Source organism: Pseudomonas sp. GW822-FHT02D10 (assembly GCF_058802345.1).
This window is the reverse complement of sequence record NZ_JBXAOB010000002.1, coordinates 223835-250792: the sequence shown is the minus strand read 5'-3', so window position 1 is coordinate 250792 and position 26958 is coordinate 223835. Positions and strand designations below refer to the sequence as shown.

General features: G+C 59.5%; 26 protein-coding genes. 9 read left to right on the top strand and 17 right to left on the bottom strand.

Annotation, left to right across the window (positions count from 1 at the left end):
* Positions 1-5: 5 nt before the first annotated feature.
* Positions 6-176 (bottom strand): rubredoxin, encoded by a 171-nt coding sequence (locus AC1RPZ_RS04345; RefSeq protein WP_123427432.1) that lies wholly within the window; start codon positions 174-176, stop codon positions 6-8.
* 201 nt (positions 177-377) lie between these two features.
* Here AC1RPZ_RS04345 and AC1RPZ_RS04340 point away from each other — a divergent pair, with 201 nt between their 5' ends.
* Positions 378-941 carry a chorismate--pyruvate lyase family protein gene (locus AC1RPZ_RS04340; RefSeq protein ID WP_493135224.1) on the top strand — a complete coding sequence of 188 codons (564 nt, stop codon included), beginning with the start codon at positions 378-380 and terminating at the stop codon, positions 939-941.
* Positions 941-1831, top strand: a complete 891-nt coding sequence (gene ubiA / locus AC1RPZ_RS04335) for a 4-hydroxybenzoate octaprenyltransferase (protein ID WP_493135222.1) — start codon at positions 941-943, stop codon at positions 1829-1831. The genes AC1RPZ_RS04340 and ubiA overlap by 1 nt, the downstream gene beginning before the upstream one ends.
* Before the next feature lie 73 nt (positions 1832-1904).
* Here the strand turns inward: ubiA and AC1RPZ_RS04330 are convergent, their stop codons facing one another.
* Positions 1905-2282, bottom strand: coding sequence for a COG4315 family predicted lipoprotein (locus AC1RPZ_RS04330; protein ID WP_493135220.1), 378 nt, complete (start codon positions 2280-2282; stop codon positions 1905-1907).
* Between the two features lie 151 nt (positions 2283-2433).
* On the opposite strand from AC1RPZ_RS04330, the gene phoB reads away from it, so the two are divergent.
* The 3 genes from phoB (at position 2434) to AC1RPZ_RS04315 (ending at position 5956) form a co-directional block, all read left to right on the top strand.
* Positions 2434-3123, top strand: a complete 690-nt coding sequence (phoB, locus tag AC1RPZ_RS04325) for a phosphate regulon transcriptional regulator PhoB (protein WP_007896474.1) — start codon at positions 2434-2436, stop codon at positions 3121-3123.
* 81 nt (positions 3124-3204) lie between these two features.
* The gene (gene phoR, locus AC1RPZ_RS04320; RefSeq protein WP_493135692.1) at positions 3205-4491 is read left to right on the top strand and encodes a phosphate regulon sensor histidine kinase PhoR; all 1287 of its coding nucleotides are present in this window, start codon (positions 3205-3207) and stop codon (positions 4489-4491) included.
* 124 nt (positions 4492-4615) lie between these two features.
* Positions 4616-5956, top strand: a complete 1341-nt coding sequence (locus AC1RPZ_RS04315) for a hemolysin family protein (RefSeq protein WP_493135218.1) — start codon at positions 4616-4618, stop codon at positions 5954-5956.
* Between the two features lie 141 nt (positions 5957-6097).
* Here AC1RPZ_RS04315 and AC1RPZ_RS04310 read toward each other — a convergent pair whose 3' ends face one another.
* The 10 genes from AC1RPZ_RS04310 to AC1RPZ_RS04265 all read right to left on the bottom strand — a co-directional run bounded on the left by AC1RPZ_RS04310 (position 6098) and on the right by AC1RPZ_RS04265 (position 17650).
* Entirely contained in the window at positions 6098-6994 is an 897-nt protein-coding gene (locus AC1RPZ_RS04310; protein WP_493135216.1) for a M23 family metallopeptidase, read from the bottom strand.
* 121 nt (positions 6995-7115) lie between these two features.
* The gene (locus tag AC1RPZ_RS04305; RefSeq protein ID WP_493135214.1) at positions 7116-7433 is read right to left on the bottom strand and encodes a helix-turn-helix domain-containing protein; all 318 of its coding nucleotides are present in this window, start codon (positions 7431-7433) and stop codon (positions 7116-7118) included.
* A 5-nt stretch (positions 7434-7438) separates the two neighbouring features.
* Positions 7439-7762, bottom strand: coding sequence for a type II toxin-antitoxin system RelE/ParE family toxin (locus AC1RPZ_RS04300; protein ID WP_493135212.1), 324 nt, complete (start codon positions 7760-7762; stop codon positions 7439-7441).
* A 243-nt stretch (positions 7763-8005) separates the two neighbouring features.
* The gene (locus AC1RPZ_RS04295; RefSeq protein WP_493135209.1) at positions 8006-8950 is read right to left on the bottom strand and encodes a response regulator; all 945 of its coding nucleotides are present in this window, start codon (positions 8948-8950) and stop codon (positions 8006-8008) included.
* A gap of 165 nt (positions 8951-9115) precedes the next feature.
* Positions 9116-9877, bottom strand: coding sequence for a phosphate signaling complex protein PhoU (phoU, locus tag AC1RPZ_RS04290; RefSeq protein ID WP_493135207.1), 762 nt, complete (start codon positions 9875-9877; stop codon positions 9116-9118).
* A gap of 74 nt (positions 9878-9951) precedes the next feature.
* Positions 9952-10785, bottom strand: a complete 834-nt coding sequence (gene pstB / locus AC1RPZ_RS04285; protein ID WP_493135205.1) for a phosphate ABC transporter ATP-binding protein PstB — start codon at positions 10783-10785, stop codon at positions 9952-9954.
* Between the two features lie 144 nt (positions 10786-10929).
* Positions 10930-12600: a phosphate ABC transporter permease PstA gene (gene pstA, locus AC1RPZ_RS04280; protein ID WP_493135203.1), complete on the bottom strand. Its 1671-nt coding sequence runs from the start codon at positions 12598-12600 to the stop codon at positions 10930-10932.
* A 15-nt stretch (positions 12601-12615) separates the two neighbouring features.
* Positions 12616-14649 carry an ABC transporter permease subunit gene (locus AC1RPZ_RS04275; RefSeq protein WP_493135690.1) on the bottom strand — a complete coding sequence of 678 codons (2034 nt, stop codon included), beginning with the start codon at positions 14647-14649 and terminating at the stop codon, positions 12616-12618.
* Positions 14650-15114: 465 nt separating this feature from the next.
* Positions 15115-16119, bottom strand: coding sequence for a phosphate ABC transporter substrate-binding protein PstS (locus AC1RPZ_RS04270; protein ID WP_493135201.1), 1005 nt, complete (start codon positions 16117-16119; stop codon positions 15115-15117).
* Between the two features lie 232 nt (positions 16120-16351).
* The gene (locus AC1RPZ_RS04265; protein ID WP_493135199.1) at positions 16352-17650 is read right to left on the bottom strand and encodes an MFS transporter; all 1299 of its coding nucleotides are present in this window, start codon (positions 17648-17650) and stop codon (positions 16352-16354) included.
* 364 nt (positions 17651-18014) lie between these two features.
* On the opposite strand from AC1RPZ_RS04265, the gene AC1RPZ_RS04260 reads away from it, so the two are divergent.
* Positions 18015-18419: an acyl-CoA thioesterase gene (locus AC1RPZ_RS04260; RefSeq protein ID WP_019694314.1), complete on the top strand. Its 405-nt coding sequence runs from the start codon at positions 18015-18017 to the stop codon at positions 18417-18419.
* A gap of 56 nt (positions 18420-18475) precedes the next feature.
* Entirely contained in the window at positions 18476-19375 is a 900-nt protein-coding gene (locus tag AC1RPZ_RS04255; RefSeq protein ID WP_493135197.1) for a D-hexose-6-phosphate mutarotase, read from the top strand.
* 149 nt (positions 19376-19524) lie between these two features.
* On the opposite strand, the gene AC1RPZ_RS04250 is transcribed toward AC1RPZ_RS04255, so the two are convergent.
* The 5 genes from AC1RPZ_RS04250 to AC1RPZ_RS04230 form a co-directional block, all read right to left on the bottom strand.
* The gene (locus AC1RPZ_RS04250; RefSeq protein ID WP_493135195.1) at positions 19525-20061 is read right to left on the bottom strand and encodes a DUF3299 domain-containing protein; all 537 of its coding nucleotides are present in this window, start codon (positions 20059-20061) and stop codon (positions 19525-19527) included.
* Positions 20062-20148: 87 nt separating this feature from the next.
* On the bottom strand, positions 20149-20394 hold the full coding sequence (locus tag AC1RPZ_RS04245) for a GlsB/YeaQ/YmgE family stress response membrane protein (RefSeq protein WP_493135193.1): 246 nt from the start codon (positions 20392-20394) through the stop codon (positions 20149-20151).
* Between the two features lie 111 nt (positions 20395-20505).
* Positions 20506-21588, bottom strand: coding sequence for a 5-(carboxyamino)imidazole ribonucleotide synthase (locus AC1RPZ_RS04240; protein ID WP_493135191.1), 1083 nt, complete (start codon positions 21586-21588; stop codon positions 20506-20508).
* An 11-nt stretch (positions 21589-21599) separates the two neighbouring features.
* Positions 21600-22091 carry a 5-(carboxyamino)imidazole ribonucleotide mutase gene (gene purE / locus AC1RPZ_RS04235; protein ID WP_019694319.1) on the bottom strand — a complete coding sequence of 164 codons (492 nt, stop codon included), beginning with the start codon at positions 22089-22091 and terminating at the stop codon, positions 21600-21602.
* A 331-nt stretch (positions 22092-22422) separates the two neighbouring features.
* The gene (locus AC1RPZ_RS04230) at positions 22423-23340 is read right to left on the bottom strand and encodes a LysR substrate-binding domain-containing protein (protein WP_102673733.1); all 918 of its coding nucleotides are present in this window, start codon (positions 23338-23340) and stop codon (positions 22423-22425) included.
* 180 nt (positions 23341-23520) lie between these two features.
* Between AC1RPZ_RS04230 and AC1RPZ_RS04225 the strand changes: the two genes are divergently transcribed.
* Complete coding sequence (locus AC1RPZ_RS04225; protein ID WP_493135188.1) at positions 23521-24945, top strand: aspartate ammonia-lyase; 1425 nt, start codon at positions 23521-23523, stop codon at positions 24943-24945.
* A 488-nt stretch (positions 24946-25433) separates the two neighbouring features.
* On the top strand, positions 25434-26885 hold the full coding sequence (locus AC1RPZ_RS04220; RefSeq protein WP_493135186.1) for an alanine/glycine:cation symporter family protein: 1452 nt from the start codon (positions 25434-25436) through the stop codon (positions 26883-26885).
* Positions 26886-26958 lie beyond the last annotated feature (73 nt).

Below are 26958 nucleotides of genomic sequence, written 5' to 3'. Positions count from 1 at the left end.
TGTGATCAGGCAGCGATTTCGATCATCTCGAAATCCATTTTGCCGACGCCGCAGTCCGGGCACAGCCAGTCTTCCGGTACGTCCTGCCACAAGGTCCCGGCGGCGATGCCATCATCCGGCCAGCCTTCGGCTTCGTTGTAGATCAGCCCACAGACCACGCATTGCCACTTCTTCATTACTTGCTTCCTCAGGTTCTCAGGCTTTTTCTGGCGCGAACGGTCGCCCGATAAAGGTCTGCCGTCCGGCTCAAGGCGTTTTGTACTGATCGGGCTCAATAGATGCAAGCCTGTTCGCGGCCAATACCCCACCCGATCAATCAATATCACCGACCGACATGGTAAGCTCGCCGCCTCATTTGCTGCCAATACTGACTCACTGTGCCGCACTCAAAACCCCTCGCACCTGCCCCGCTCTGGCTGCCACAAAGCCAGCTGACGCCCCTTCCTGACACGCAAACCCTCGACTGGCTATTCGATGAAGGCTCGCTCACCCGCCGCCTGACCCGTTTGTCGGATAACGGCTTCAGCATTAGGCCGTTGTTCGAAGGCTGGCAGCCGTTGCGCGCAGACGAATGCGCCGCACTGGCGTTGCCCGAAGGCAGTGAAGGCTGGGTACGTGAGGTGTATTTGCGCGGTCACGGTGAAGCCTGGGTGTTTGCCCGCAGTGTGGCGGCGCGCAGTTCGTTGCAGGACGGCGGGTTGAATATGGATGAGTTGGGCAGCCGCTCCCTGGGCGAGTTGCTGTTTTGCGATCAGGCGTTTCAGCGCGGTGCCATCGAGGTTTGTCACTATCCCGTCGAGTGGTTGCCGAGCGAATCTCAAGCGCCAGAACTGTGGGGCCGTCGTTCGCGTTTCGACCGGGGGAGCTTAAGCGTGCTGGTCGCGGAAATATTCCTGCCGACGCTGTGGCACGCTGTTTGCGCGAATGCGGAGAACTGCTGATGTACCAGAAGCTGCTCAAATCACTGAATCGCTTGAACCCGCGTGCCTGGGATTTCATTCAGCTGACGCGCATGGACAAGCCGATCGGCATTTATCTGCTGCTGTGGCCGACCTTGTGGGCGCTGTGGATTGCCGGTAAAGGTTCGCCGTCATTGGCCAATATTGCGATTTTCGTGCTGGGCGTGGTGCTGACCCGCGCGGGTGGCTGCGTGATCAATGACTGGGCTGATCGCAAGGTCGACGGCCACGTGAAACGTACCGAACAACGGCCATTGGTCAGCGGCAAGATCAGTTCGAAAGAAGCGCTGGTGTTCTTCGCGTTGTTGATGGGCGTGAGCTTCCTGCTGGTGCTGTGCACCAACGCGGCCACGGTCTGGTTGTCGTTCGGTGGCCTGGCGCTGGCCGCCACTTACCCGTTCATGAAGCGCTACACCTATTACCCGCAAGTGGTGCTGGGCGCGGCGTTCTCCTGGGGCATGCCGATGGCGTTCACCGCCGAAACCGGTGAACTGCCGGCCATTGCCTGGTTGCTGTGGATCGCCAACCTGCTGTGGACAGTGGGTTACGACACCTACTACGCGATGACCGACCGCGACGACGATTTGAAGATCGGCGTGAAATCGACGGCGATTCTGTTTGGCGATGCCGATCGGGTGATTATTCTCACCCTGCAAGGGCTGGCCTTGGGGTGCCTGCTGCTGGCCGGATCGAAATTCGAGCTGGGCGGCTGGTTCCACCTGGGGTTGCTGGCTGCGGCCGCATGTTTTGCCTGGGAGTTCTGGTACACCCGGGACAAGGACCGACTGAAGTGTTTTCAGGCCTTCCTGCATAACCACTGGGCCGGGTTGGCGATTTTTGTCGGGATCGTGCTGGATTATGCGTTGCGTTGAAGTTTGAAAAAGATCGCAACCTCCGAGCTGCCGGAGGCTGCGATCTTTTAGCGTTCAGATCATGTTGTATGGATCAGTGCTTCGCCATGTGCCACATATTCTTGAAACCATCACCCATCTTATCGCCAGGCTTCATGTCCATTTTGTAGGTGTACATCGGCTTGCCGTCATAAGTCCATTGCATCATTCCGTCGTCGCGCTTGATTGGCTTCCACTCCCCCATCGGCTTGGCATCCATCGGAGCCATCATCGGCGGCCAGGTCTTGGCACAATCAGCGTTACACATCGACATGCCGCCTGTGTCCTTGTCGAACGTGTACAAGGTCATGCCCTTTTGATCGACCATCATGCCGTTCTTCATCATTGCCGGCTCGGCAGCGAGCGCGAGTGTCGGTAATGCCAGGGCAGCGGCCAACACCAAAGCTTTAAAGGATTGCGCGTATTGAGTCATGGAAACCTTCTTTTGTGGTTGTCAGGAATCGAACTTAAAGCGTAGTTCAGGATTGTGCTGACCGCCGCACGACTAAAATACTGTCACACGACTGCAATAATTCCGTTATCTAATGCGGCGCAAGACAGTTAAATGACAAGAGGATTAAGGCATGGTTGGCAGGAGTATTCTGATCGTCGACGACGAAGCGCCCATTCGCGAAATGATCGCCGTTGCGTTGGAAATGGCCGGCTATGACTGCCTGGAGGCCGAGAACTCCCAACAGGCCCACGCCATTATTGTCGACCGTAAACCGGACCTGATCCTGCTCGACTGGATGCTGCCCGGCACCTCGGGCATCGAGTTGGCCCGGCGCCTGAAGCGCGATGAGCTGACCGGGGACATCCCGATCATCATGCTCACTGCCAAGGGCGAAGAGGACAACAAGATCCAGGGCCTGGAAGTCGGCGCCGATGACTACATCACCAAGCCGTTTTCCCCACGTGAGCTGGTTGCGCGTCTAAAAGCCGTGCTGCGTCGCGCCGGCCCTACCGATGGCGAAGCGCCGATCGAAGTCGGCGGCCTGCTGCTGGACCCGATCAGCCACCGCGTGACCATCGACGGCAAACCCGCCGAGATGGGCCCGACCGAATACCGCTTGCTGCAATTTTTCATGACACACCAGGAACGTGCCTACACCCGCGGGCAATTGCTCGATCAGGTCTGGGGCGGCAATGTGTATGTCGAAGAGCGCACCGTCGACGTGCATATCCGTCGTTTGCGTAAAGCGCTCGGCGATGCCTATGAGAATCTGGTACAAACCGTGCGTGGCACTGGTTATCGCTTTTCCACCAAAGCCTGAGCCGGCCCTTACTTGCTCGACAAGCTGACAAGGACGCATGTTTAAGTGAACCAAAACTGGCATGGCACTCTGATCCGCCACATGCTGTTGCTGGTCACCGGCTGCCTGGTGATCGGCCTGATCACAGGCGCATACGGCTGGAGCCTGGCCGCAGGCCTGGGAATTTATCTGGCCTGGACCCTCAAACAATTGCTGCGTCTGCACGAGTGGCTACGCCTGCAAAAACCCGACGAAGCGCCGCCCGATGGCTACGGCCTGTGGGGTGAAGTGTTCGACAGCATCTACCACCTGCAACGCCGCGATCAGCGCGTGCGCGGACGCCTGCAAGCGGTGATCGACCGGGTTCAGGAATCCACCGCAGCGTTGAAAGACGCAGTGATCATGCTCGACAGCGACGGCAACCTGGAATGGTGGAACCGCGCCGCCGAAACCCTGCTGGGCCTCAAGACCCCGCAGGACAGCGGTCAGCCGGTAACCAATCTGGTGCGTCATCCGCGCTTCAAGGAATACTTCGAGCAGGACAGCTACGCCGAGCCGCTGGAAATCCCCTCGCCGACCAACGACCGGATGCGGATTCAGCTGTACATCACCCGTTACGGCAACAACGAGCACTTGATGCTGGTGCGCGACGTCACCCGCATTCATCAGCTTGAGCAAATGCGCAAAGACTTCATCGCCAACGTCTCCCACGAACTGCGCACGCCATTGACGGTGATCTGCGGCTACCTGGAAACCCTGCTCGACAACGTCGAAGAAGTGAATCCGCGCTGGAGCCGTGCGTTGCAGCAAATGCAGCAACAAGGCGGGCGCATGCAGACGTTGCTCAACGACTTGCTGCTATTGGCCAAGCTCGAAGCCACCGATTACCCGTCGGACAACCAACCGGTGCCGATCGACAGCCTGCTGCAATCGATCAAGAGCGATGCCCAGGCGCTGTCCGGGCAGCGCAACCAGCGCATTACCCTGGAAGCCGATCCGTCGATTCTGCTCAAGGGCAGTGAAGCGGAGCTTCGCAGCGCGTTCTCGAACCTGGTGTTCAACGCGGTCAAATACACCCCGGACGGCGGCAATATCCGCATCCGCTGGTGGGGTGACGAGCAAGGCGCGCACCTCAGCGTGCAGGACTCGGGGATTGGCATCGACAACAAACACCTGCCGCGCCTGACCGAACGCTTCTACCGTGTCGACTCCAGCCGCAACTCCAATACCGGCGGCACCGGGCTAGGCCTGGCTATCGTCAAACACGTTTTATTACGACATCGCGCGCGAATGGAGATCAGCAGCGTGCTGGGTCACGGCAGCACGTTCACCTGCCATTTCGCGCCGGCACAGGTGACAAAATCGCAGGTCAACTCGTTGACCGACTAGCGCGAACGTTGACTGAACACTAGGCAATCGCCCTGTCAGCCGCTACATTGGCTGACTTTGGCCTGCCTTTCAGGCTCGGCAATCCCCCTTCTTTTCGAATATACGGAACCCGCAAAACTCCATCATGGACCCTTCCCCTGGCTTGACTCTCGTTTCACTCTTCGCCGATTTCGGCATGATTCTTTTTGCACTGATCCTGGTTTTGCTCAACGGTTTCTTCGTTGCGGCGGAATTTGCCATGGTCAAACTGCGCTCGACCAAGGTCGAGGCCATTGCCCATAAAAACGGCTGGCGCGGGCAGATCCTGCGCACCGTACACAGCAAGCTCGACGCCTACCTGTCCGCCTGCCAATTGGGTATTACCCTCGCCTCCCTGGGCCTGGGTTGGGTCGGTGAACCGGCGTTCGCACACTTGCTGACACCCCTGCTCAGTGCGGTGGGCGTAGAGTCCGCTGAAGTGGTCAAAGGCATATCGCTCTTTACCGCCTTCTTCATCATTTCCTACCTGCACATTGTGGTCGGCGAGCTGGCGCCAAAATCCTGGGCGATCCGTAAACCCGAGTTGCTGTCGCTGTGGACCGCAGTGCCGCTGTACCTGTTCTATTGGGCAATGTACCCGGCCATTTACCTGCTCAACGCCAGCGCCAACACCATCCTGCGGATCGCCGGCCAAGGCGAACCCGGCCCGCATCACGACCACCATTACAGCCGTGAAGAACTGAAACTGATCCTGCACTCCAGCCGTGGCCAGGACCCGAGCGACCAAGGCATGCGCGTACTCGCCTCGGCCGTGGAGATGGGCGAGCTGGAAGTGGTCGACTGGGCCAACTCCCGGGAAGACCTGGTGACGCTGGAGTTCAACGCGCCGCTCAAGGAAATCCTCGCGCTGTTCCGTCGCCACAAATTCAGCCGCTACCCGGTGTACGACAGCGAACGCCAGGAGTTCGTCGGCCTGCTGCACATCAAGGACCTGCTGCTGGAACTGGCGGCGCTGGACCACATTCCCGAGTCATTCAACCTGGCCGAGCTGACGCGCCCATTGGAGCGCGTATCGCGCCATATGCCGCTGTCGCAGTTGCTGGAGCAATTTCGCAAGGGCGGTTCGCACTTCGCCGTGGTTGAAGAGGCCGACGGCAATATCATCGGCTACCTGACCATGGAAGACGTGCTGGAGGTGCTGGTCGGCGACATCCAGGACGAACATCGCAAGGCCGAACGCGGGATTCTCGCTTACCAGCCGGGCAAGTTGCTGGTGCGTGGTGACACACCCCTGTTCAAGGTCGAACGCCTGCTGGGCATCGATCTGGACCACATCGAAGCCGAAACCCTCGCCGGGCTGGTCTACGAAACCCTGAAACGGGTGCCGGAAGAGGAAGAAGTGCTGGAAGTCGAAGGTTTGCGGATCATCATCAAAAAGATGAAAGGTCCGAAAATCATATTGGCCAAGGTGTTGATGCTCGACTAGTGCCCGGCACCTGATCGGCGTCGATCCCATCGCGAGCAAGCTCGCTCCCACACTGATTCGGTGTTACTCCGGTTTCCCGGCAAAACACAAATCCCCTGTGGGAGCGAGCTTGCTCGCGATAGCGCCAGCTCGGGCAACACATCATTGTTTGCCGAGCGCAAAGTTTGGCAAGCTGCCCACCGGCTGGTTGAACTGATACGGAATCGACACCAGCCCCAGCCCGCTATTGCGCTGCACCACGAAGTGCAGGTGCGGCCCGCTGCTGTTGCCGGTATTGCCCGACAGCGCCAACGCACTGCCGACCGCTACTCGCTGACCTTCCCGAACACACACCGAACCGCGCTTCAGGTGCAGGTACACGCCCATGGTCCCGTCATCGTGCAGCACCCGCACGAAATTGCCGGACGGGTCGGTGCCACGTCCGCTCTGGCTGTTTTCGGTCTTCACCACCACCCCGCCGCGCGCCGCAATGATCGGTGTGCCTTCAGGCATGGCGATGTCCATGGCGTAACGGTTCTTGACCCCAAAGTGGCTGTATCGACCATTGGGGCCTTGAGTCAGGTAAAACGGCCCGCCACGCCACGGCAGCGGATACCGGTAGGCCTGCGTGGTGCCTGCAGGGTCGCCCAGGGAATAACTGAACTTCGGGGTATAGACCAGCGGCCTGCCGGGCGCAATCGCCGTGAGCAACGCCAGACGTGTATTGCTGCGCGCTGGCAGCACACGGCGGATCGGCAACGACGGCGCCCCCCGGACATTCTTCAGCTCACCGAAACTCAACTCGACCTCTACCGGCGCATACAGATCATTGCGCGCGAACACGCTGTGCACGCCCTGCTGCTGCTTGATATCCAGATGAACCTGGCGCTCAAGGTGCTCGTCCATCCGGTCGCGGAACACAAATATCCGTGCGCCATGTGATGGGCGATCACTGTAGGAAACCACTCCGGTGACGCTCGTGGATTTATAAATAGTGATGGCCACGGCCGAGGTAGAGGCCATGAAAAGACCACAGAGGAACAGCAATCGCGCGAGCATGGGCAAAGTTCTGTCGAGGAAGGCCTTAGAAGCAGCCTAGCAGCCAGAATGGCCCCGTGTAGTCGGCAGATGTTTCAAATGATCGTTCCCAAGCCTTGTGTAAAACGATCAACTGACTGCATCAGGCCAGCTGAAGTGGCCCAGGTGGCTGCGGGTTGAAACAGATATCAACGCCCAATCGAGCGGCATCTGACAAATTTACCAGTGCATCCAGCGAGAACTTGTCGATCTTGCCGTTGAGCACATCATTGAGCCGGGGCTGAGTGATGCCCAGGCGTTTGGCCGCATCCTTTTGCGGCAACTCCCAGGCACGAATGGTTTTGCACAGTTCCTGCATCAGCCTGGAACGCAGGCGCATGTTGGCCGCTTGTTGTGGAGTGTCTTCCAGTGCATCCCAGACACTGGTGAAACGCTCGGCTTGAATCTGACGTTCGGTCATGGTGTTCAACCTATTTCCTGCAATCTGGCGCGTGCCAGTTCGATATCCCGAGTTTCGGTTTTTTGTGTGGTTTTACGCAGCGTATGCAATACATAAATCGCTTCCGGTCGGTTGACCACGTAAAACACCCGAAACGCCCCTGATTCTTCGGCAATCCTGACCTCATTGACGCCTCGCCCGACAGTTTTCATTGGCCTCCAGTCAAAGGGCTCTTCACCCTGCTGCAAGAGATCCAGTTGAAAACCGGCCGCGCGTCGCGCATCGAGCGGAAAAGCTTTGAGGTCCTTAAGTGCACTCCCTACAAACACCACATCCTTGTGTCTTGGCATCGACGCCTCCTGTTGCTGACAGGAAAAGCGTAATCACGATTACCCAAGACTGCCGCTTCGGGTTGTTTCAAGGCATGGCAGAAAAGCACGCCGACGCGAGGTCGTTATCAATAGCCTATATCAAAACAGATATAAAACAAGATGCACATCGGGAATCCGATGCACGGATGCACAGCAAAAAATCGCCACCTTCAACAGCTCACTCAAAAGCAGCCGAAGATAGCGATCTATTAGACGCGACGCTTACGCGCCCGGTACGAAATGCTTCTGCGCCGTACCACGGGCAATCAGGCGGGAAATGTAGTCGAGCTTTTGGGCGTCTTGGTCGACGAAGCGGAAAGTCAATTGCAGCCAGTCGCTGTCGGGTTTCGGCTCGTGGGCGACGATGGCGTGCAGGTAGCCATTCAGGCGTGCAACTTCGGCATTGTCGCCTTGCTCCAGGTCGAGCACGGCGCTGTCGAGCACTTGCGGCAGGGTGTCGGTGCGCTTAACGACCAACAACGCTTCCTTGAGGCTCAAGGCTTTGATCACGCATTGCTGAGTGCCGTTGGGCAAACGCAGTTGACCTTGGCCACGACCGCCGGCCGGGGCCGCGGCAGGCGCCTTGACCGGTGGGCTGTTGAGCAGGCCGCGAGAGGGCGCAGCAGCCGGGGCCGGTGCAGCGGCGGCAGGCTTGGCAAACGGATTGGCCGGGGCTGCGACAGGTGCAACAACTGCAGCCTTGCCGCCCGTGAGCGCGCTGAGGGAGTCGTTGCCGAACGCCGAATTCATCTTGGTGGGCGCGCTGTTCATCAAGGTGTCGAGTTTGCCGACCTTGTTCAGCGCCTGCTTGACCTTGGTCAGCAGCTGCTCGTTGGTGAAAGGCTTGCTGACATAGCCGGAGACGCCGGCCTGGATCGCCTGAACCACGTTTTCCTTGTCGCCACGGCTGGTGACCATGACGAACGGCATGCTCTTGAGATTGTCCTGCTCGCGACACCAGGTCAGCAGTTCGAGGCCAGACATTTCCGGCATTTCCCAGTCGCACAGCACCAGGTCGAACGTTTCACGCGCCAACAGGGCCTGAGCCTTTTTGCCGTTGACCGCGTCTTCGATCCGAATGCCCGGGAAGTAGTTGCGCAGGCACTTCTTCACCAGGTCACGGATGAACGAAGCGTCATCAACCACCAACACACTGACCTTACTCATCAACCACCCCTTTAAAAAATCCCGGCAAGCATAACGCCTTGCTGATGGCACTTTGCCAAAACTCTTCAGTCACGCCGGGACTTTTTTCGTTCGCGGGTGCTATGAATTGCAAAACCGCAAACAAAAACGCCCGGCCAAAGGGCCGGGCGCTTTACTTGGGCAATCTTACTTATCGTCAGCTTTGCCCGGAACATTAGCGCTTTCGGCACTTGTGCCTTCAACTTCTTCCTTCATGCGCTTGAGGCCCAGATGACGGACGTCGGTACCGCGCACCAGGTAAATCACCAGCTCGGAAATATTGCGCGCGTGGTCGCCGATCCGCTCCAGCGAACGCAGCACCCAGATGATGCTCAAGACCCGCGAGATAGAGCGTGGGTCTTCCATCATGTAGGTCGCCAGCTCGCGCAGTGCGGTCTTGTATTCACGGTCGATGATCTTGTCGTACTGGGCCACCGACAACGCCAGCTCGGCGTCGAAGCGAGCGAAGGCGTCCAGCGCGTCGCGAACCATGTTGCGTACCTGGTCGCCGATATGACGAACTTCGACGTAACCCCGCGGGGCCTCGCCTTCTTCGCACAGCTGGATGGCACGGCGGGCGATTTTAGTCGCTTCGTCACCGATGCGTTCCAGGTCGATGACCGACTTGGAGATGCTGATGATCAGCCGCAAATCGGACGCGGCCGGCTGACGACGGGCCAGGATGCGCAGGCATTCTTCGTCGATGTTGCGTTCCATCTGGTTGATCTGGTCGTCGATTTCGCGCACTTGCTGGGCCAGGCCCGAGTCCGCTTCGATCAGTGCAGTGACCGCGTCATTGACCTGCTTCTCGACCAGCCCGCCCATGGCCAGGAGGTGGCTGCGCACTTCCTCGAGCTCAGCGTTGAACTGCTGGGAGATGTGGTGGGTAAGGCCTTCTTTACTAATCATGTTGGCGTCCTTGGAGCGTCCGGTAAGGTGCGGTCTACCGCAGCGATGGTTAAGCGAGCAACGCTAGCGGCATCCTAGCCATAACGACCGGTGATGTAGTCTTCGGTCTGCTTCTTCGCCGGATTGGTGAACAGGGTATCGGTGTCGCCGAATTCCACCAGTTTGCCCATGTACATGAACGCCGTGTAGTCGGAAACCCGCGCGGCCTGTTGCATGTTGTGGGTCACGATGACGATGGTGAACTTGGATTTCAGTTCGTAGATCAGTTCTTCGACTTTCAGCGTCGAGATCGGGTCGAGTGCCGAGCACGGCTCATCGAGCAGCAGCACTTCCGGCTCCACCGCGATGGTACGAGCAATCACCAGACGTTGCTGCTGACCACCGGACAAGCCCAGTGCCGACTCGTGCAGACGGTCTTTCACTTCATCCCACAGTGCCGCGCCCTTCAACGCCCATTCGACCGCTTCGTCGAGCACACGCTTTTTGTTGATGCCTTGAATACGCAGGCCGTAGACCACGTTTTCATAAATGGTTTTCGGGAACGGGTTCGGCTTCTGGAACACCATGCCGACGCGACGACGCAGTTCGGCCACGTCTTCGCCCTTGCGGTAGATGTTGTTGCCGTACAGGTTGATCTCACCTTCGACACGGCAGCCATCGACCAGATCGTTCATCCGGTTGAAGGTGCGCAGCAGCGTTGACTTGCCGCAACCGGACGGACCGATGAACGCGGTCACGCGCTGCTTGGGAATGTTCATGCTGACGTCGTACAGCGCTTGTTTGTCGCCGTAGAACAGGCTCAGGCTCGGCACTTCGATGGCCACGGTTTCCTGGTCCAGGTTCAGGCTCTGCTTGTCGCGACCCAGGGCCGACATGTTGATGCCGTGGGTATGTGTTTCGTGCTGCATGGGAAACTCCCTGTGCTAACAAATTCGGTTCGGTTTTTGTGGGAGCGAGCTTGCTCGCGATTTGGGCAACTCGGTTCACTTGAAACCGCGGCGATGCCATCGCGAGCAAGCTCGCTCCCACAGAAAAATCAGTGCTGCATGAAATCAGCTATCCAAAGCTTTGTATTTCTCGCGCAGGTGGTTACGAATCCACACTGCCGACAGGTTGAGCGTAGCGATTACCAGCACCAGCAGCAGCGCCGTGGCGTACACCAGCGGCCGCGCGGCTTCGACGTTCGGGCTTTGGAAGCCGACGTCATAAATATGGAAGCCCAAGTGCATGATCTTCTGGTCAAGGTGCAGGTACGGGTAGTTGCCGTCTACCGGCAGCGACGGCGCCAGTTTCACCACACCCACCAGCATCAGCGGCGCCACTTCACCGGCGGCGCGAGCCACGGCGAGGATCATCCCGGTCATCATCGCCGGGCTGGCCATTGGCAGCACGATCTTCCACAGGGTTTCAGCCTTGGTTGCGCCGAGGGCCAGCGAGCCTTCACGCACGGTGCGAGGAATCCGCGCCAGACCTTCTTCGGTGGCTACGATCACCACCGGCACCGCCAGCAGCGCCAGGGTCAGCGAGGCCCAGAGCAGACCCGGCGTACCGAAGGTCGGCGCCGGCAAGGCTTCAGGGAAGAACAACCGGTCAACCGAGCCGCCGAGGACGTAAACGAAGAAGCCCAGACCGAACACGCCGTAAACAATCGCCGGAACGCCTGCCAGGTTGTTCACCGCGATGCGGATCAACCGGGTCATCGGCCCCTGGCGTGCATATTCACGCAGGTAGACCGCCGCCAGTACGCCGAACGGGGTGACGATCATCGCCATGATCAAGGTCATCATCACGGTGCCGAAGATTGCCGGGAAGATCCCGCCTTCAGTGTTGGCTTCACGCGGGTCGTCGCTGAGGAATTCCCAGACCTTGTTGAAGTAGAAGCCCAGCTTGGTCAGGTAGCTCATGGCGTTCGGCTGGTAGGCATGAACCACTTTGCCGATGCTGATTTCGAGTTCTTTGCCGTTGGCATCGCGAGCGGTCAGGCTGTCGCGGTTGAACTGCGTGTGCAGGTCACTCAAGCGCACTTCAACATCTTTATAACGGGCGTTCAGTTCAGCGCGTTCGGCGTCCATGTAGGCCTGCGCGGCCGCATCAAGCTTGCCTTCCAGCTCCAGTTTGCGACCGTGCAGGCGAACACGCTCAAGCCCGGCGTTGATCGCACCGATGTCGGTTTTTTCCAGGTTCTTGAGCTGCGCTGCGAGCCCGTTGACCCGGTCCACCCGCGCTTGCAGCTCTGGCCAGGCCGCTTCGCCTTCAGCGATGACCTTGCCGTCCTGTTTGACGTTGAGCAGGTAGCCGTAGTAATTGCCCCACTCACGACGCTCGATGGTCATCAACTCTGGCGGATTGCTCTGGTTGGTCAGCCACTCGCCGACGATCCAGGTGAAGTCGTTGCCGTTGATATCACGGTTACCGACCTTGATCAGCTCGCGGGTCATGAATTCCGGACCTTGATCCGGCACTGGCAAACCCGCGGTTTTCAGACGCTCACGCGGTACTTCTTCCTTCTGTACCACTTCGCCGATGACGACATGGTTGGCCTGGCCCGGCACGTCGTAGCTGGCGTGCATCAGGTCAGCCGGCCAGAAGTGACCCAGACCACGCACGGCAATCACCGCCAGCAAACCAATGGTCATGATGACCGCGATGGACACCGCGCCACCGCTGATCCAGACGCCGGGGGCGCCGCTCTTGAACCATCCTTTCAGGGAGTTCTGTTTCACAGACTTCTACCTTTCTTAAAGCGACGAGTATTTCTTGCGCAGACGCTGACGGATCAGCTCCGCGAGGGTGTTCATGATGAAGGTGAACAACAGCAGCACCAGCGCCGAGAGGAACAGCACGCGGTAGTGACTGCCGCCGACTTCCGATTCGGGCATTTCCACCGCGACGTTGGCGGCCAGAGTGCGCAGACCTTCGAACAGGTTCATTTCCATGACTGGGGTGTTACCGGTGGCCATCAACACGATCATGGTTTCCCCGACCGCACGGCCCATGCCGATCATCAGTGCCGAGAAAATGCCCGGGCTAGCGGTGAGGATCACCACGCGGGTCATGGTCTGCCATGGCGTAGCACCGAGGGCCAGGGAACCGAGGGTCAAACCGCGAGGCACGCTGAACACGGCGTCTTCAGCGATCGAGTAGATATTCGGGATCACTGCAAAGCCCATGGCCAGACCGACCACCAGTGCGTTGCGCTGGTCGTAAGTGATGCCCAGGTCGTGGGAGATCCACATGCGCATGTCACCGCCGAAGAACCAGGTTTCCATGTACGGGCTCATGTACAGCGACAACCAGCCCACAAACAGAATCACCGGGATCAGGATCGCGCTTTCCCAGCCGTCCGGCACTTTCAGGCGAATCGACTCGGGCAGGCGACTGAAGATGAAACCGGCCACCAGAATGCCAATCGGCACGAGCATCAACAGGCTGAAAATGCCCGGCAAGTGTCCTTCCACATACGGTGCGAGGAACAGGCCGGCGAAGAAGCCGAGGATCACCGTCGGCATCGCTTCCATCAACTCGATGACTGGTTTGACCTTGCGGCGCATGCCCGGAGCCATGAAGTAAGCGGTGTAAATCGCTGCCGCTACCGCCAGCGGTGCCGCCAGCAACATTGCGTAGAACGCGGCTTTCAGCGTACCGAACGTCAGCGGCGAGAGGCTCAGCTTGGGTTCGAAGTCAGTGTTGGCGGCGGTCGATTGCCAGACGTATTTAGGCTCGTCGTAGTTTTCGTACCAGACCTTGCTCCACAAAGCGCTCCACGAAACTTCCGGGTGCGGGTTGTCGAGCAGCAGCGGTTGCAGCTTGCCGCCCTGCTCCACGATGACGCGGTTGGCACGCGGCGACAGACCGAAGATGCCCGCACCATTGACCACCTGGTCCACCAGCAAGGTGCGGTGGGCGGTGCTGTGGAACACGCCGAGCTTGCCGGCAGTGTCGAGGGCGATGAAGCCTTTGCGACGTTCTTCGGCGGTGATTTCAATGATCGGCGTGGTGCCCATCTGGAAGGTACGGATCTGTTTCAGGCGTTGTTCGCCATCGGTATCGCGAGCCATGAACCACTGGGCCAGGCCACCCTTGGAGTTACCGATGATCAGCGAGATACCGCCCACCAGCTGGGTCGCGGCAGTCACTTGGGCTTCGCCGTCATCCAGCAGTTTGTAGCGACCGTTGAGGCTCTTGTCGCGCAGGCTGAAGACGTCGGCCTGGGCGCGGCCGTTGACCACATACAGCCACTGCTGACGCGGGTCGACGAAGATGTTCTTCACCGGCTCGGTCATTTGCGGCAGCTCGATACGCTTCTGCTCGTTGGTGACCTCACCGGTCATCATGTTTTCTTCGCTGCTCAGCGACAGTACGTGCAGCTGCGAACCGGTGGAGCCGGCCAGCAGCAGAGTCGATTCGGTCGCATTGAGGCTGACGTGCTCCAGGGCACCGCCCTGCTCGTTCAACGCAATCGGTGTTTCGCCGTATGGGTATTCGATGGCCGGCGAGATGGTTTTCTTGCCTTCCGGGTAACTGACTTTATAGGTGTGACGGAATACCAGTGCCTGGCCGTTGGACAACCCCACGGCTACCAGCGGATGACCGGGCTGGTCTTCAGCAATCGACGTTACGCTGGTGCCCGCCGGAATCGGCAGGTCAACGCGGCGCAGTTCAGCACCACTGTCGAGGTCAAAGAACAGCATCTGGCCTTTGTCGGAAACCCGCATGGCGACCTGGTTCTGCTCTTCGAGGGAGATCATCAGCGGTTTGCCGGCGTCTTGCATCCAGGCCGGGGTGATCGCGTCCTTGGAAGTCAGGCTGGCGCCCTGGAACAGTGGCGCAACGACGTAGCCAAGGAAGAAGAAGATCAGCGTGATCGCACCGAGGACGGCAAGGCCGCCGACGAAAACGTACCAGCGGGTCAGGCGATCCTTGAGCGCGCGCATACGGCGCTTGCGTTGTAGCTCAGGCGTATTGAAGTCAATGCGCTTGGGGGGATTGGTAGTCATGTTGGAATTGGCCAGATCATTCATGCGCACACCCTAGCGATCCTGTATGACAGAAAGATGACAATGCAGTGACGCAGCAAAGCCGCCGCCCGTGTGAACTGGCAGCGGACAGAAATTTGGGGGTGTAGGAGCCGGCTCGCCGGCAGTGCAATCGACCTGGTCGACTGGCTCACCGCGGTGAGGCCATTCACCGCCAAACCGGCTCCTACTGAGTCAGGACTTCAGCCCTGACTCAGGGTGTTACTTTTTTACGACTTCAGCGCCGCCTTCTTGCAGACCCAGGTCAGCCAGTGCCTTGGCGGCAACTTTGGCTGGCAGTGGGATGTAGCCGTCTTTCACGACAACTTCCTGACCCTGCTTGGACAGAACCAGTTTCACGAACTCGGCTTCCAGCGGGGCCAGAGGCTTGTTCGGGGCTTTGTTGACGTAAACGTAGAGGAAACGCGACAGCGGGTATTTGCCGTTCAGAGCGTTTTCTTCGCTGTCTTCGATGAACTCGGTGCTGCCTTTCTTCGACAGGGCAACGGTTTTCACGCTGGCGGTCTTGTAGCCGATGCCCGAGTAACCGATACCGTTCAGCGAAGAGCTGATCGATTGCACGACCGAAGCCGAGCCTGGTTGTTCGTTGACGTTTGGCTTGTAGTCGCCTTTGCACAGGGCTTCTTCTTTGAAGTAGCCATAAGTGCCGGATACCGAGTTACGGCCGAACAGTTGAACTGGCTTGTTGGCCAGATCACCCTTCACGCCCAGGTCGGCCCAGGTTTTGACTTCTTCTTTAGCGCCGCACAGACGAGTCGAGGAGAAGATCGCGTCGACCTGTTCCATGGTCAGGTGCTGGATCGGGTTGTCCTTGTGCACGAACACGGCCAGGGCATCCACGGCAACCGGGATAGCGGTTGGCTTGTAGCCGTACTTCTGCTCAAAGGCAGCCAGTTCGGTGTCCTTCATCTTGCGGCTCATCGGGCCCAGGTTAGAGGTGCCTTCAGTCAACGCAGGTGGCGCAGTGGCGGAGCCAGCGGCCTGAATCTGGATGTTTACGTTCGGGTATTCTTTTTTGTAGTTCTCAGCCCACAGGGTCATGAGGTTGGCCAGGGTATCGGAACCGACGCTGGACAGGTTGCCCGACACACCGGTGGCCTTTACATAAGGCTTAATAGCCGGGTCAACACCAGCAGCGACCGCATTGGCGGTTGCAACGCCAGCAGCGACAAAAGTCATTGCCACCATCAAACGCTTCAGTTTCATGCCTTACTCCTAGCAAATAGGGTGTGTTAAGTCGGGGCCAAGTATCGGCAGGCCGTATGAACACTCTATGACTCGAATGTGACAATTAGATGAAAGGCCAGCACTCCGTAAGAAGGCTGGCCTTTCAGGTGAGGCGTTGATGGTGATATCGCCAAGATCGCAGCCTGCGGCAGCTCCTACGCCAGATCGGTGAACGCCCTGTAGGAGCTGCCGAAGGCTGCGATCGTTTGATTCAGCGGTTCTTCTTCCAGAGGTAACCACCCACCACGATGCCGATGCTGCAGATGATTGCCACATAGTAGGCAGGCCCCATCGGACTTTCCTTGAGCAGCAAGGTGACGACCATCGGGGTCAGGCCGCCGAAGATCGCGTAGGCCAGGTTGTAGGAGAACGACAGGCCACTGAAACGCACCACCGCCGGGAACGCCTTGACCATCACGAACGGCACTGCGCCAATGGTGCCGACGAACAGGCCGGTCAGCGCGTACAGCGGGAACAGCCAGTCGGGGTGATTGAACAGGCTGTGGTAGAAGGTCCAGGAAGTCGTCAGCAGCGCCGCACTGCCAAACACGAACACCCGACCAGCGCCGAAGCGATCCGCCAGCGCGCCGGAGGCCACGCAACCCAGGCTCAGGCACACGATGGCCACACTATTGGCTTGCAGCGCGGTCGTGGCCGAGAAGTGATAGATGGTTTGCAGCACGGTCGGGGTCATCAGAATGACTACGATGATCCCGGCCGACAGCAGCCAGGTCAGCAGCATCGAGAGGGCAATGGCGCCGCGATGGTCACGCAACACCGCACGCAGCGGCACTTCTTCGGCCAGCGCCTTGCGCAGTTGCAGCTCGGCGAACACCGGGGTTTCGTGCAGCCAGCGGCGCAGGTAGACCGAGAACAGGCCAAACACACCGCCAAGCAGGAACGGGATCCGCCAGGCGTAATCGGTCACCTGCTCAGGGGTATAAATACTGTTGATTGCGGTGGCGACCAGCGAGCCGAGCAGGATGCCGGCAGTCAGGCCAGACGTCAGCGTGCCGCAGGCGTAGCCGATGTGCCGCTGGGGCACGTGTTCGGAAACGAAGACCCAGGCCCCTGGCACTTCACCGCCAATCGCCGCGCCCTGGATCACTCGCATCAGCAGCAACAGGATCGGCGCCCACATGCCGACCTGCGCGTACGTCGGCAGCAAGCCCATGATCAGCGTCGGTACGGCCATCATGAAAATGCTCAGGGTGAACATTTTCTTGCGCCCCAGCAGGTCGCCGAAGTGCGCCATGACAATGCCGCCCAGTGGCCGCGCCAGGTAACCGGCGGCAAAGATGCCGAAGGTCTGCATCAGCCGCAGCCACTCGGGCATGTCCGCCGGGAAGAACAACTTGCCGACGACCGTGGCGAAGAACACGAAGATGATGAAGTCGTAAAACTCCAGCGCCCCGCCCAAGGCAGATAGCGACAGCGTCTTGTAGTCGTTGCGGGTCAAGGGGCGTGCAGATTGCGCGGATGTCGCTAGGCTCGATGGCGCGGTGGTCATGGCAAGGGCTTCTCTTATAGTCAGATCCGCAACCCCAACAACGCTGGCAGGGGCTTGGGCAGGTTTGGCACGATAACAAATTGTTTGAAAAAGCACAGGGAAGCGCGTATTTGGCCGTCAAAATGAGAACCGGGTGGTCGTCGTGCGGTCTACCGACCGATATACTCGCAACTTGCAACACATTGAAAGGGTTGCTGTGCGAAAACGCCGTTGGCTTCAATCAGCCGGTTTCGCAGAGTTTCCCTGTTAGTGCGCCTTATGGAAAACGTGACGAACGTAGTATGTTCGGGCTGAATCGTTTTTCCCAAGACGGCTATTCACCCGCTGCACATTCGAAGAGTTACGGGTCAGAGGCACCCCCGGCATGATAGAGCTCGAACAAGAAGATCCTATTCCGCAAGGCGATCTGGCCCTGCAAATCACCGCGCTTCCCCGCGAAACCAACGGCTTTGGCGATATTTTCGGCGGCTGGCTGGTGTCACAGATGGACTTGGCCGGTACGGCGATGGCCAGCAAGGTCGCGGGCGGACGCGTCGCCACCGTGGCGATCGATCGCATGGCCTTCCTGGTGCCGGTCGCCGTGGGCGCGCAGCTGTCCTTCTATACCCAGGCAACGGAAATTGGCCGTAGCTCGATCAAGATGATGGTCGAGGTCTGGAGCGACGATCCGTTGTCCAGCGAATGGCGTAAAGTCACGGAAGCGGTGTTCGTGTTCGTCGCCATCGATGGCAGCGGCCGCACCCGTTCGGTTCCGCCTAGAGCTCGTTAAACCCGGCGGCCGTCTGCGGTCCATTGCTGTCATTGATCCTGAACGAGATGTGCAACATGCCTACTCCCAACGTTGAAGCCGTGAAACTGGATGAACTGAACTGCTGGCGGATCCGCCACGGTCAGGCCGAATTGCTGGTGGCCCAGCAAGGCGCGCACATCCTCAGTTATCAACTGGCCGGGCAACCGCCGCTGATCTGGCTCAACGATGAGGCGGTATTCAAAACCGGCAAGAGCATCCGCGCAGGTGTTCCCGTGTGCTGGCCGTGGTTTGGCAATCTGGACCGCAACCCGCCGAGCGTTCAGGCGATGCGCGTCAGCGATCAACCCGCTACCGCCCATGGGCTGGTGCGGGCGATGGACTGGGAGCTGGGCGCGATTGAAGCCGAAGGCGAAAGCCTGAAGGTCGAATTTGTACTGCCATACCCTGAAGCTGGTCTGCCGGGATGGCCGCATCAGGTCGATTTGACGCTGAGCATTCGTCTTGATGAGCAATTGCACATCAACCTGACCAGCCACAATCGCGGCGCTGACAACGTGAGCATCAGCCAGGCGCTGCACAGCTACTTCGCGGTCAGCGATGTACGCAACGTGCATGTCGAAGGCCTGGACGGGCTGAGCTACATCGAAACCCTCGATAACTGGAAAACCGTCACTCAGACCGGCGATCTGCGTTTTGCCGGGGAAACCGACCGGATTTACCTGGATACACCGACGCAATTGAGCATCGTCGATTCTGCCTGGGAACGGCGCATCGACCTGACCAGCAGCGGCTCGCGCTCGGCGGTGATCTGGAACCCGTGGATCGCGCGTGCAGCGCAATTCAGTGACATGGCCGACGATGGCTGGCAGCGCATGCTGTGCATCGAAACGGCGAATGTGATGGATGACATCGTGAATCTGGCACCGGGTGCGAGCCATACCTTGGGCGTGAGTATCGCCAGCAAACCTCTATAAGCAACACTACAAAACCATTGTGGGAGCGAGCTTGCTCGCGATGAGGCCATAACATCCAACATCCCTGTTGACTGTTAAACCGCCATCGCGAGCAATCGAGCGTCGACCGGCTGCTCCCACATTTGATCAGTGCCAAGCCAGCTGGCGCGTTACAAATCCGACTCTTTGACCACCCGCACTTTCGCCGCATCCAGCGCATAGGCCGCGTCGGCAAGGTCGTTGTTGACCTTCTCGATCTTCAGCGTGCCGGTGACCCAGAGCGGTGTGTAGATATCGTCCAGCTTCAAGCCCTTCGGATAACGTACCAACACCAACTGGTTAGGCGGTGGTGGCGGCACGTGGATGCAGGCGCCAGGGTAAGGCACCAGGAAAAACAGCGTGCTGCGACCCTTGCCGTCAGTTTCCAACGGCACGGGATAACCACCGATACGGATGTTCTTGTCGTTCATCGACGCCACGGTTTTGGTCGAATACATCACCGCCGGCAAGCCCTTGCTCTGCTTCATGCCACCCTTGTCGGTAAAGGTGCCGTTGGCTTCGGGCGAGTTGTGGTCGATTTCAGGCATGGCCTCAAGAGCTTTCTGGTCCGACTTGGGCATCAGTTCGAGCCAGTCGGTTTCCGGCAGTTCGCCGGCATGGGCCAGGCCAGTGCCCAGCAGAAGGAGAGTCAGCAGAAGACGGCGCATGAATGTGCTCGGCAAAAGGAAGTCAGTAAGTCGTCGAGCATTCTAGCCCTCCCCGCACGCAGAGCAGAGAGGGCTTTGTCGCTTGAATCAGCTCTTTTTGATGAGGCCGTAGATCACCAGCAGGATGATCGCACCCACCAGCGCACCAATGAAACCCGCACCTTGGCCAGCCTGATAGATACCCAGCGCCTGACCACCGTAAGTCGCGGCCAGCGAACCGCCGATGCCGAGCAGGATGGTCATGATCCAGCCCATGCTGTCGTCACCTGGTTTCAGGAAACGAGCCAGCAGACCAACGATCAAGCCGATGAAGATGGTTCCAATAATGTGCATGGCGTTTCCCTCTGAATGAACTGGACTGGATATGCCAAAGCCTAGTCAGACTTTGGCATCCTGCCATCAGAGAACGGCGGCGACCGAAGGTTCCGTCGCGGCCAGATGAAACTATTCGGCGATCAGCGCTTCGACCTTGAGGATCTGCTGTTCCAGCGTGGCCCTGTCGGTGCAACGCAGGTTGGCGTGACCGACCTTGCGGCCGACCTTGAACGCCTTGCCGTAGTGGTGCAGATGGCAATCAGCGATGGCGATGACCTTCTCCACCGGCGGCACAACGCCGATGAAGTTGAGCATCGCGCTCTCGCCGACCTTGGCGGTCGAGCCCAGCGGCAGGCCGGCAACGGCGCGCAAGTGGTTTTCGAACTGGCTGCACTCGGCACCTTCGGTGGTCCAGTGCCCGGAGTTATGCACGCGCGGGGCGATTTCGTTGGCCTTGAGGCCGCCGTCGACTTCAAAGAACTCGAATGCCATCACGCCGACATAGTCCAGTTGCTTGAGCACGCGGCTGGAGTAATCCTCGGCCAAGGCTTGCAGCGGGTGGTCGGTGCTGGCCACGGACAGTTTGAGAATGCCGCTGTCGTGGGTGTTGTGGACCAATGGGTAGAACTTCGTTTCGCCATCGCGGGCGCGCACGGCGATCAGCGAAACTTCACCGGTGAACGGCACGAAGCCTTCCAGCAAGCAGGCCACGCTGCCCAGTTCGGCGAAGGCGCCAACCACGTCGGCCGGCGTGCGCAGGACTTTCTGGCCCTTGCCGTCGTAACCCAGCGTGCGGGTTTTCAGCACCGCAGGCAGGCCGATGGTCGCTACCGCGGCTTCCAGATCGGCTTGCGACTGGATATCGGCGAAGGCCGGGGTTGGAATACCCAGGTCCTTGAACAGGCTCTTTTCGAACCAGCGATCACGGGCAATGCGCAGCGCTTCGGCACTCGGGTAAACCGGGACGAATTGCGACAGGAAGGCCACGGTTTCGGCCGGGACGCTTTCGAACTCGAAGGTCACCAGGTCGACTTCATCGGCCAACTGACGCAAGTGATCCTGATCGCCGTAATCGGCCCGCAGGTGCTCACCCAGCGCGGCTGCGCAGGCATCCGGCGCGGGGTCCAGAAAAGCGAAGTTCATTCCCAGCGGCGTACCTGCCAGGGCCAACATGCGACCCAACTGGCCGCCACCGATTACACCGATCTTCATCGTCAACAACCTCAGGCGATGCGTGGGTCTGGATTGTCCAGGACGCTGTCTGTCTGCTCGGCACGGAAGGTTTTCAGCACCGCGTGGAATTGCGGGTGCTTGGCGCCCAGGATACTCGCCGAAAGCAGCGCGGCGTTGATCGCGCCCGCCTTGCCGATGGCCAGGGTGGCAACCGGAATACCCGCTGGCATCTGCACGATCGACAGCAGCGAATCGACGCCCGAGAGCATCGACGACTGCACCGGAACGCCCAGCACCGGCAGGTGGGTCTTGGCCGCACACATGCCTGGCAAGTGGGCCGCGCCACCGGCACCGGCGATGATCACCTCGATGCCACGGGCCTCGGCCTCTTCGGCGTACTGGAACAGCAGGTCCGGGGTGCGGTGGGCAGAGACCACTTTCACCTCGTAAGGGATGCCGAGCTTTTCCAGCATATCGGCGGTGTGGCTAAGGGTGGACCAATCGGACTTGGAGCCCATGATCACGCCAACCAGTGCACTCATCGTCGTGCCTCTTCTCTCTGGGCGCCCGCAGGCGCGTCAAAAAACAACAAGCCACGCGGAATGCGTGGCTTGATTGTACGAATTATGGCCAGACGAGCCGGCCGAAGGCCGCGCAGTATACCGTAAAGAGGCAGATAAACAGCCCCCCGTGCGACCATCTGTCATGCGGCGCAAAGTGCCGGTTTTATTGACTTGAAGGTCAGAGAGATACAACACAAATCCACTGTGGGAGCGAGCTTGCTCGCGATGAGGCCATAACATCCAACATCCCTATTGACTGTTAAACCGCCATCGCGAGCAAGCTCGCTCCCACATTGGATCTATACCTGTCTCAAGAACCCGTCGTGCCCTGCGCCGCCCCACCTTCCAGCTTGCGCCACAACAACCGCACATTCGCCTTGCGCACCAACGCACAGCGGTACAGACGAATCTCCAGCGGCACATGCCATTGCGGGCCGCCGCAGACCACCAGTTCACCGCGCGCCAGTTCAGCGCGCACACTCAATTGCGGCACCCAGGCAATGCCCAACCCTTCGAGCGCCATGCTTTTCAGGCTGTCGGCCATGGCGGTTTCGTAGATGGTGGTGAAGCGCAGCGCACGCTGGCGCAGCAACATGTTCACCGAACGGCCGAGAAACGCACCGGCGCTGTAGGCCAGCAGCGGCACGCTGGCCTCGCCTTCGAGGTCAAACAGCGGTTTGCCATCGGCATCGGCCGCACAAACCGGGAGCATTTCGGTGTGGCCCAGATGCAGCGAGGGGAAAATCTCCGGGTCCATCTGCATGGCCGCATCCGGGTCGTAAAACGCCAGCATCAAATCGCAGCCGCCTTCGCGCAGGGCGTGCACGGCGTCGCCCACGTTGGTCGCTACCAGCCGCGTGGCAATGTTCAAGCCTTCGTTGCGCAGTTGCGCGATCCAGCGCGGAAAGAAACCCAAGGCCAGGGAGTGCGCGGCCGCGACTTGCATCACTTCGCCCTGCCCGCCTTCGAGGTGATGCAAATGCCGCAGCACTTCGCCGAGCTGCTCGACCACCGTGCGTGCCGTCACCAGAAACAGCTGCCCCGCCGCCGTCAATTCAATGGGCGTGCGCGAGCGATTGACCAGGGTCAGCCCCAGCGCGGCTTCCAGGCTGCGAATCCGCCGGCTGAACGCCGGCTGAGTCACGAAGCGCCGTTCGGCCGCCTGCGAGAAGCTACGGGTGGCGGCCAGGGCACTAAAGTCCTCGAGCCATTTGCTTTCCAGATTCATCACGTCCTCCCGGACACGCACCAATTTAGGTCACACGTTCACCGTGCACACGGCGTCACACGGGCATTATGCCGAATGTGCATAGGGCAGTGTTTAACAGCATTGGCCCAAAATTCTCCACAAGCCTAGCATTCGCAGCGTTCCGGCACAGACCGGGTCCATATCGAGATGATTTCTATCATGTCCTCCGCTGCATCTTTCCGCACAGAAAAAGACTTGCTTGGCGTACTCGACGTACCGGCTCAAGCGTATTACGGCATCCAGACCCTGCGAGCGGTGAACAACTTCCGCCTCTCCGGCGTTCCGATTTCGCATTACCCGAAGCTGGTTGTGGGCCTGGCCATGGTTAAACAGGCTGCTGCTGACGCCAACCGCGAACTGGGTCACCTGAGCGAAGCCAAGCACGCTGCCATCAGCGAAGCCTGTGCCCGTCTGATCCGCGGCGATTTCCACGAAGAGTTCGTGGTGGACATGATTCAAGGCGGCGCTGGCACTTCAACCAACATGAATGCCAACGAAGTCATCGCCAACATCGCGCTGGAGGCCATGGGCCACAGCAAGGGCGAATACCAATTCCTGCACCCGAACAACGACGTGAACATGGCGCAGTCGACCAACGACGCCTACCCGACGGCCATCCGCCTGGGTCTGCTGTTGGGTCACGACGCCCTGCTCGCCAGCCTCGACAGCCTGATCCAGTCGTTCGCTGCCAAAGGTGAAGAATTCAGCCATGTCCTGAAGATGGGTCGTACCCAGCTGCAAGACGCCGTGCCGATGACCCTTGGCCAGGAATTCCGCGCCTTCGCCACCACCCTGAGCGAAGACCTGGCACGCCTGAAAACACTGGCACCGGAACTGCTGACCGAAGTGAACCTGGGCGGCACCGCGATCGGCACTGGCATCAACGCCGACCCGCGCTACCAGCAACTGGCCGTTGAGCGTCTGGCACTGATCAGCGGTCAACCGCTGGTACCGGCCGCCGACCTGATCGAAGCCACTTCCGACATGGGCGCCTTCGTGCTGTTCTCCGGCATGCTCAAGCGCACCGCGGTCAAGCTGTCGAAGATCTGCAACGACTTGCGTCTGCTGTCCAGCGGCCCGCGCACCGGCATCAACGAAATCAACCTGCCAGCGCGTCAGCCAGGCAGCTCGATCATGCCAGGCAAGGTCAACCCGGTTATTCCGGAAGCCGTTAACCAGGTGGCCTTCCAGATCATCGGTAACGACCTGGCCCTGACCATCGCGGCCGAAGGCGGCCAGCTGCAACTAAACGTAATGGAGCCGTTGATCGCGTTCAAGATCTTCGACTCGATCCGCCTGCTGCAACGCGCCATGGACATGCTGCGCGAGCACTGCATCGTCGGCATCACCGCCAACGAAGCCCGCTGCCGTGAACTGGTCGAGCACTCGATCGGCCTGGTCACCGCGCTGAACCCGTACATCGGCTATGAAAACGCCACCCGCATCGCCCGTATCGCCCTTGAAAGCGGCCGCGGTGTGCTGGAACTGGTGCGCGAAGAAGGCTTGCTCGACGACGCCATGCTCGCCGACATCCTGCGCCCGGAAAACATGATTGCTCCGCGTCTGGTTCCGCTGAAGGCCTGACCAACGCTGTAGTACTGCTCACCAGGTCGAGGGACTAGACACCTCTCACCTTTTGAGGGCCTGGAGATTATTCTCCAGGCCCTTTTTTTTAACTCTTTTGCAACAACACAGAACCTGTGGGAGCGAGCCAGCTCGCGATGAACGATGACGCGGTTTTCCCGAAAAACCGCGGCGCCGGCATCGCGAGCAGGCTCGCTCCCACAAGAGCCTGACTCGAAAAAGTCAGGTGTTTCAAGGCTTCGTTTCATCGCTCGCACCACAACCGTGCAGACGGGCGCCGCACTGATAGGTATAGTGCCGCCCCTCTTCGCGTGAGCGGTCGTCGGTAACGAGGCCCAAACCCATGCGAAACCCGAACTAATAACAAACCCGCGATATGGAACCGGGACGAACTTCGCCCCACCTGTTGTGCCGTGCGCAGACTGGTGTAACGCGATGTATCTGACCGACCAGCATTTGCCTACACAAAAAACAGCGAGGAATACTCCATGCTCGAAGTCATTAACGACTTCCTCTCAGGGAAAGTACTGATCGTGCTCATTGTCGGGCTCGGTAGCTACTTCACGATCCGCTCGCGTTTCGTTCAGCTGCGTCACTTCTTCCACATGTTCTCGGTCTTCCGCGACAGCCTGCGCAGCAGCGCCGGTCAACTGAGTTCCTTCCAGGCCCTGATGCTCAGCCTTGCCGGCCGCGTCGGCGCAGGCAACATCGCCGGTGTCGGCATCGCCGTGACCCTTGGCGGTCCAGGTGCAGTGTTCTGGATGTGGGTGACCGCACTGGTCGGCATGTCCAGCAGCTTCTTCGAATGCTCCCTCGGCCAGCTCTACAAGCGCTGCGATTCCGAAGGCCAGTTCCGTGGCGGCCCGTCCTATTACATTCAGCACGGCCTGCAAAAACGCTGGCTGGGGATGATCATGGCATTCCTGCTGCTGGTCACCTTCGGCTTCGCCTTCAACGGCCTGCAAGCCCATGCCGTGACCCACTCGCTGAACAACGCCTTCGGCCTCGACACCACCTACACCGGCCTCGGTCTGGCGGTATTGCTGGGTCTGGTATTCGTCGGCGGGATCAAGCGCATTGCGGCGATCGCTGACCTGCTGGTGCCGGTCAAGACGCTGGTCTACATCGCCGTGACCCTCTACGTAATCGTGCTGCAGTTCGATCACGTGCCAGGCATGTTGATGACCATCGTCAAAAGCGCCTTCGGTCTGGACCAGGCCTTCGGCGGCCTGATCGGCAGCGCCATCATCATGGGCGTGAAGCGCGGCGTATTCGCCAACGAAGCCGGCCTGGGCAGCGCACCGAACGTGGCCGCTGTAGCCTCGGTCGAGCACCCGGTCGCACAAGGCGTGGTTCAGGCGTTCAGCGTGTTCCTCGACACTTTCGTGATCTGCACCTGCACCGCATTGCTGATTCTGCTGTCGGGTTTCTACACTCCAGGCTTCGAAGGTGACGGCATCGCCCTGACCCAGAACTCCCTGGCGGCAGTCGTCGGCGATTGGGGCCGGATGTTCATCAGCGTCGCGCTGGCGTTGTTCGTGTTCACCTCGATCCTCTACAACTATTACCTGGGCGAGAGCAACCTGCGCTTTTTGATCGGTGAAAACCGCAAGGCGTTGATCGGCTACCGCGCATTGGTACTGGTGCTGATCTTCTGGGGCGCTATCGAGAACCTCAGCACGGTGTTCGCGTTCGCCGACATCACCATGACCATGCTCGCGTTCGTCAACCTGATCGCGCTGTTCCTGCTGTTCAAGGTCGGCATGCGCATCCTGCGTGACTACGATGACCAGCGTGCTGCGGGCATCAAGACGCCCGTGTTCGATTCCAGCAAATTCCCGGATCTGGACCTGGACCTCAACGCCTGGCCAGCCAATCCGCCAGCCGCGACTCCCAAGGCAGAAGCCGAGCCGCAAGGCGTGACCGCAGCGCAACGCTGATCGGTAAACGACGGGCGCATCTCCTGCGCCCGTCAGCTAAAGTGAACTACTTGTGGGAGATTCTATGGTTGAG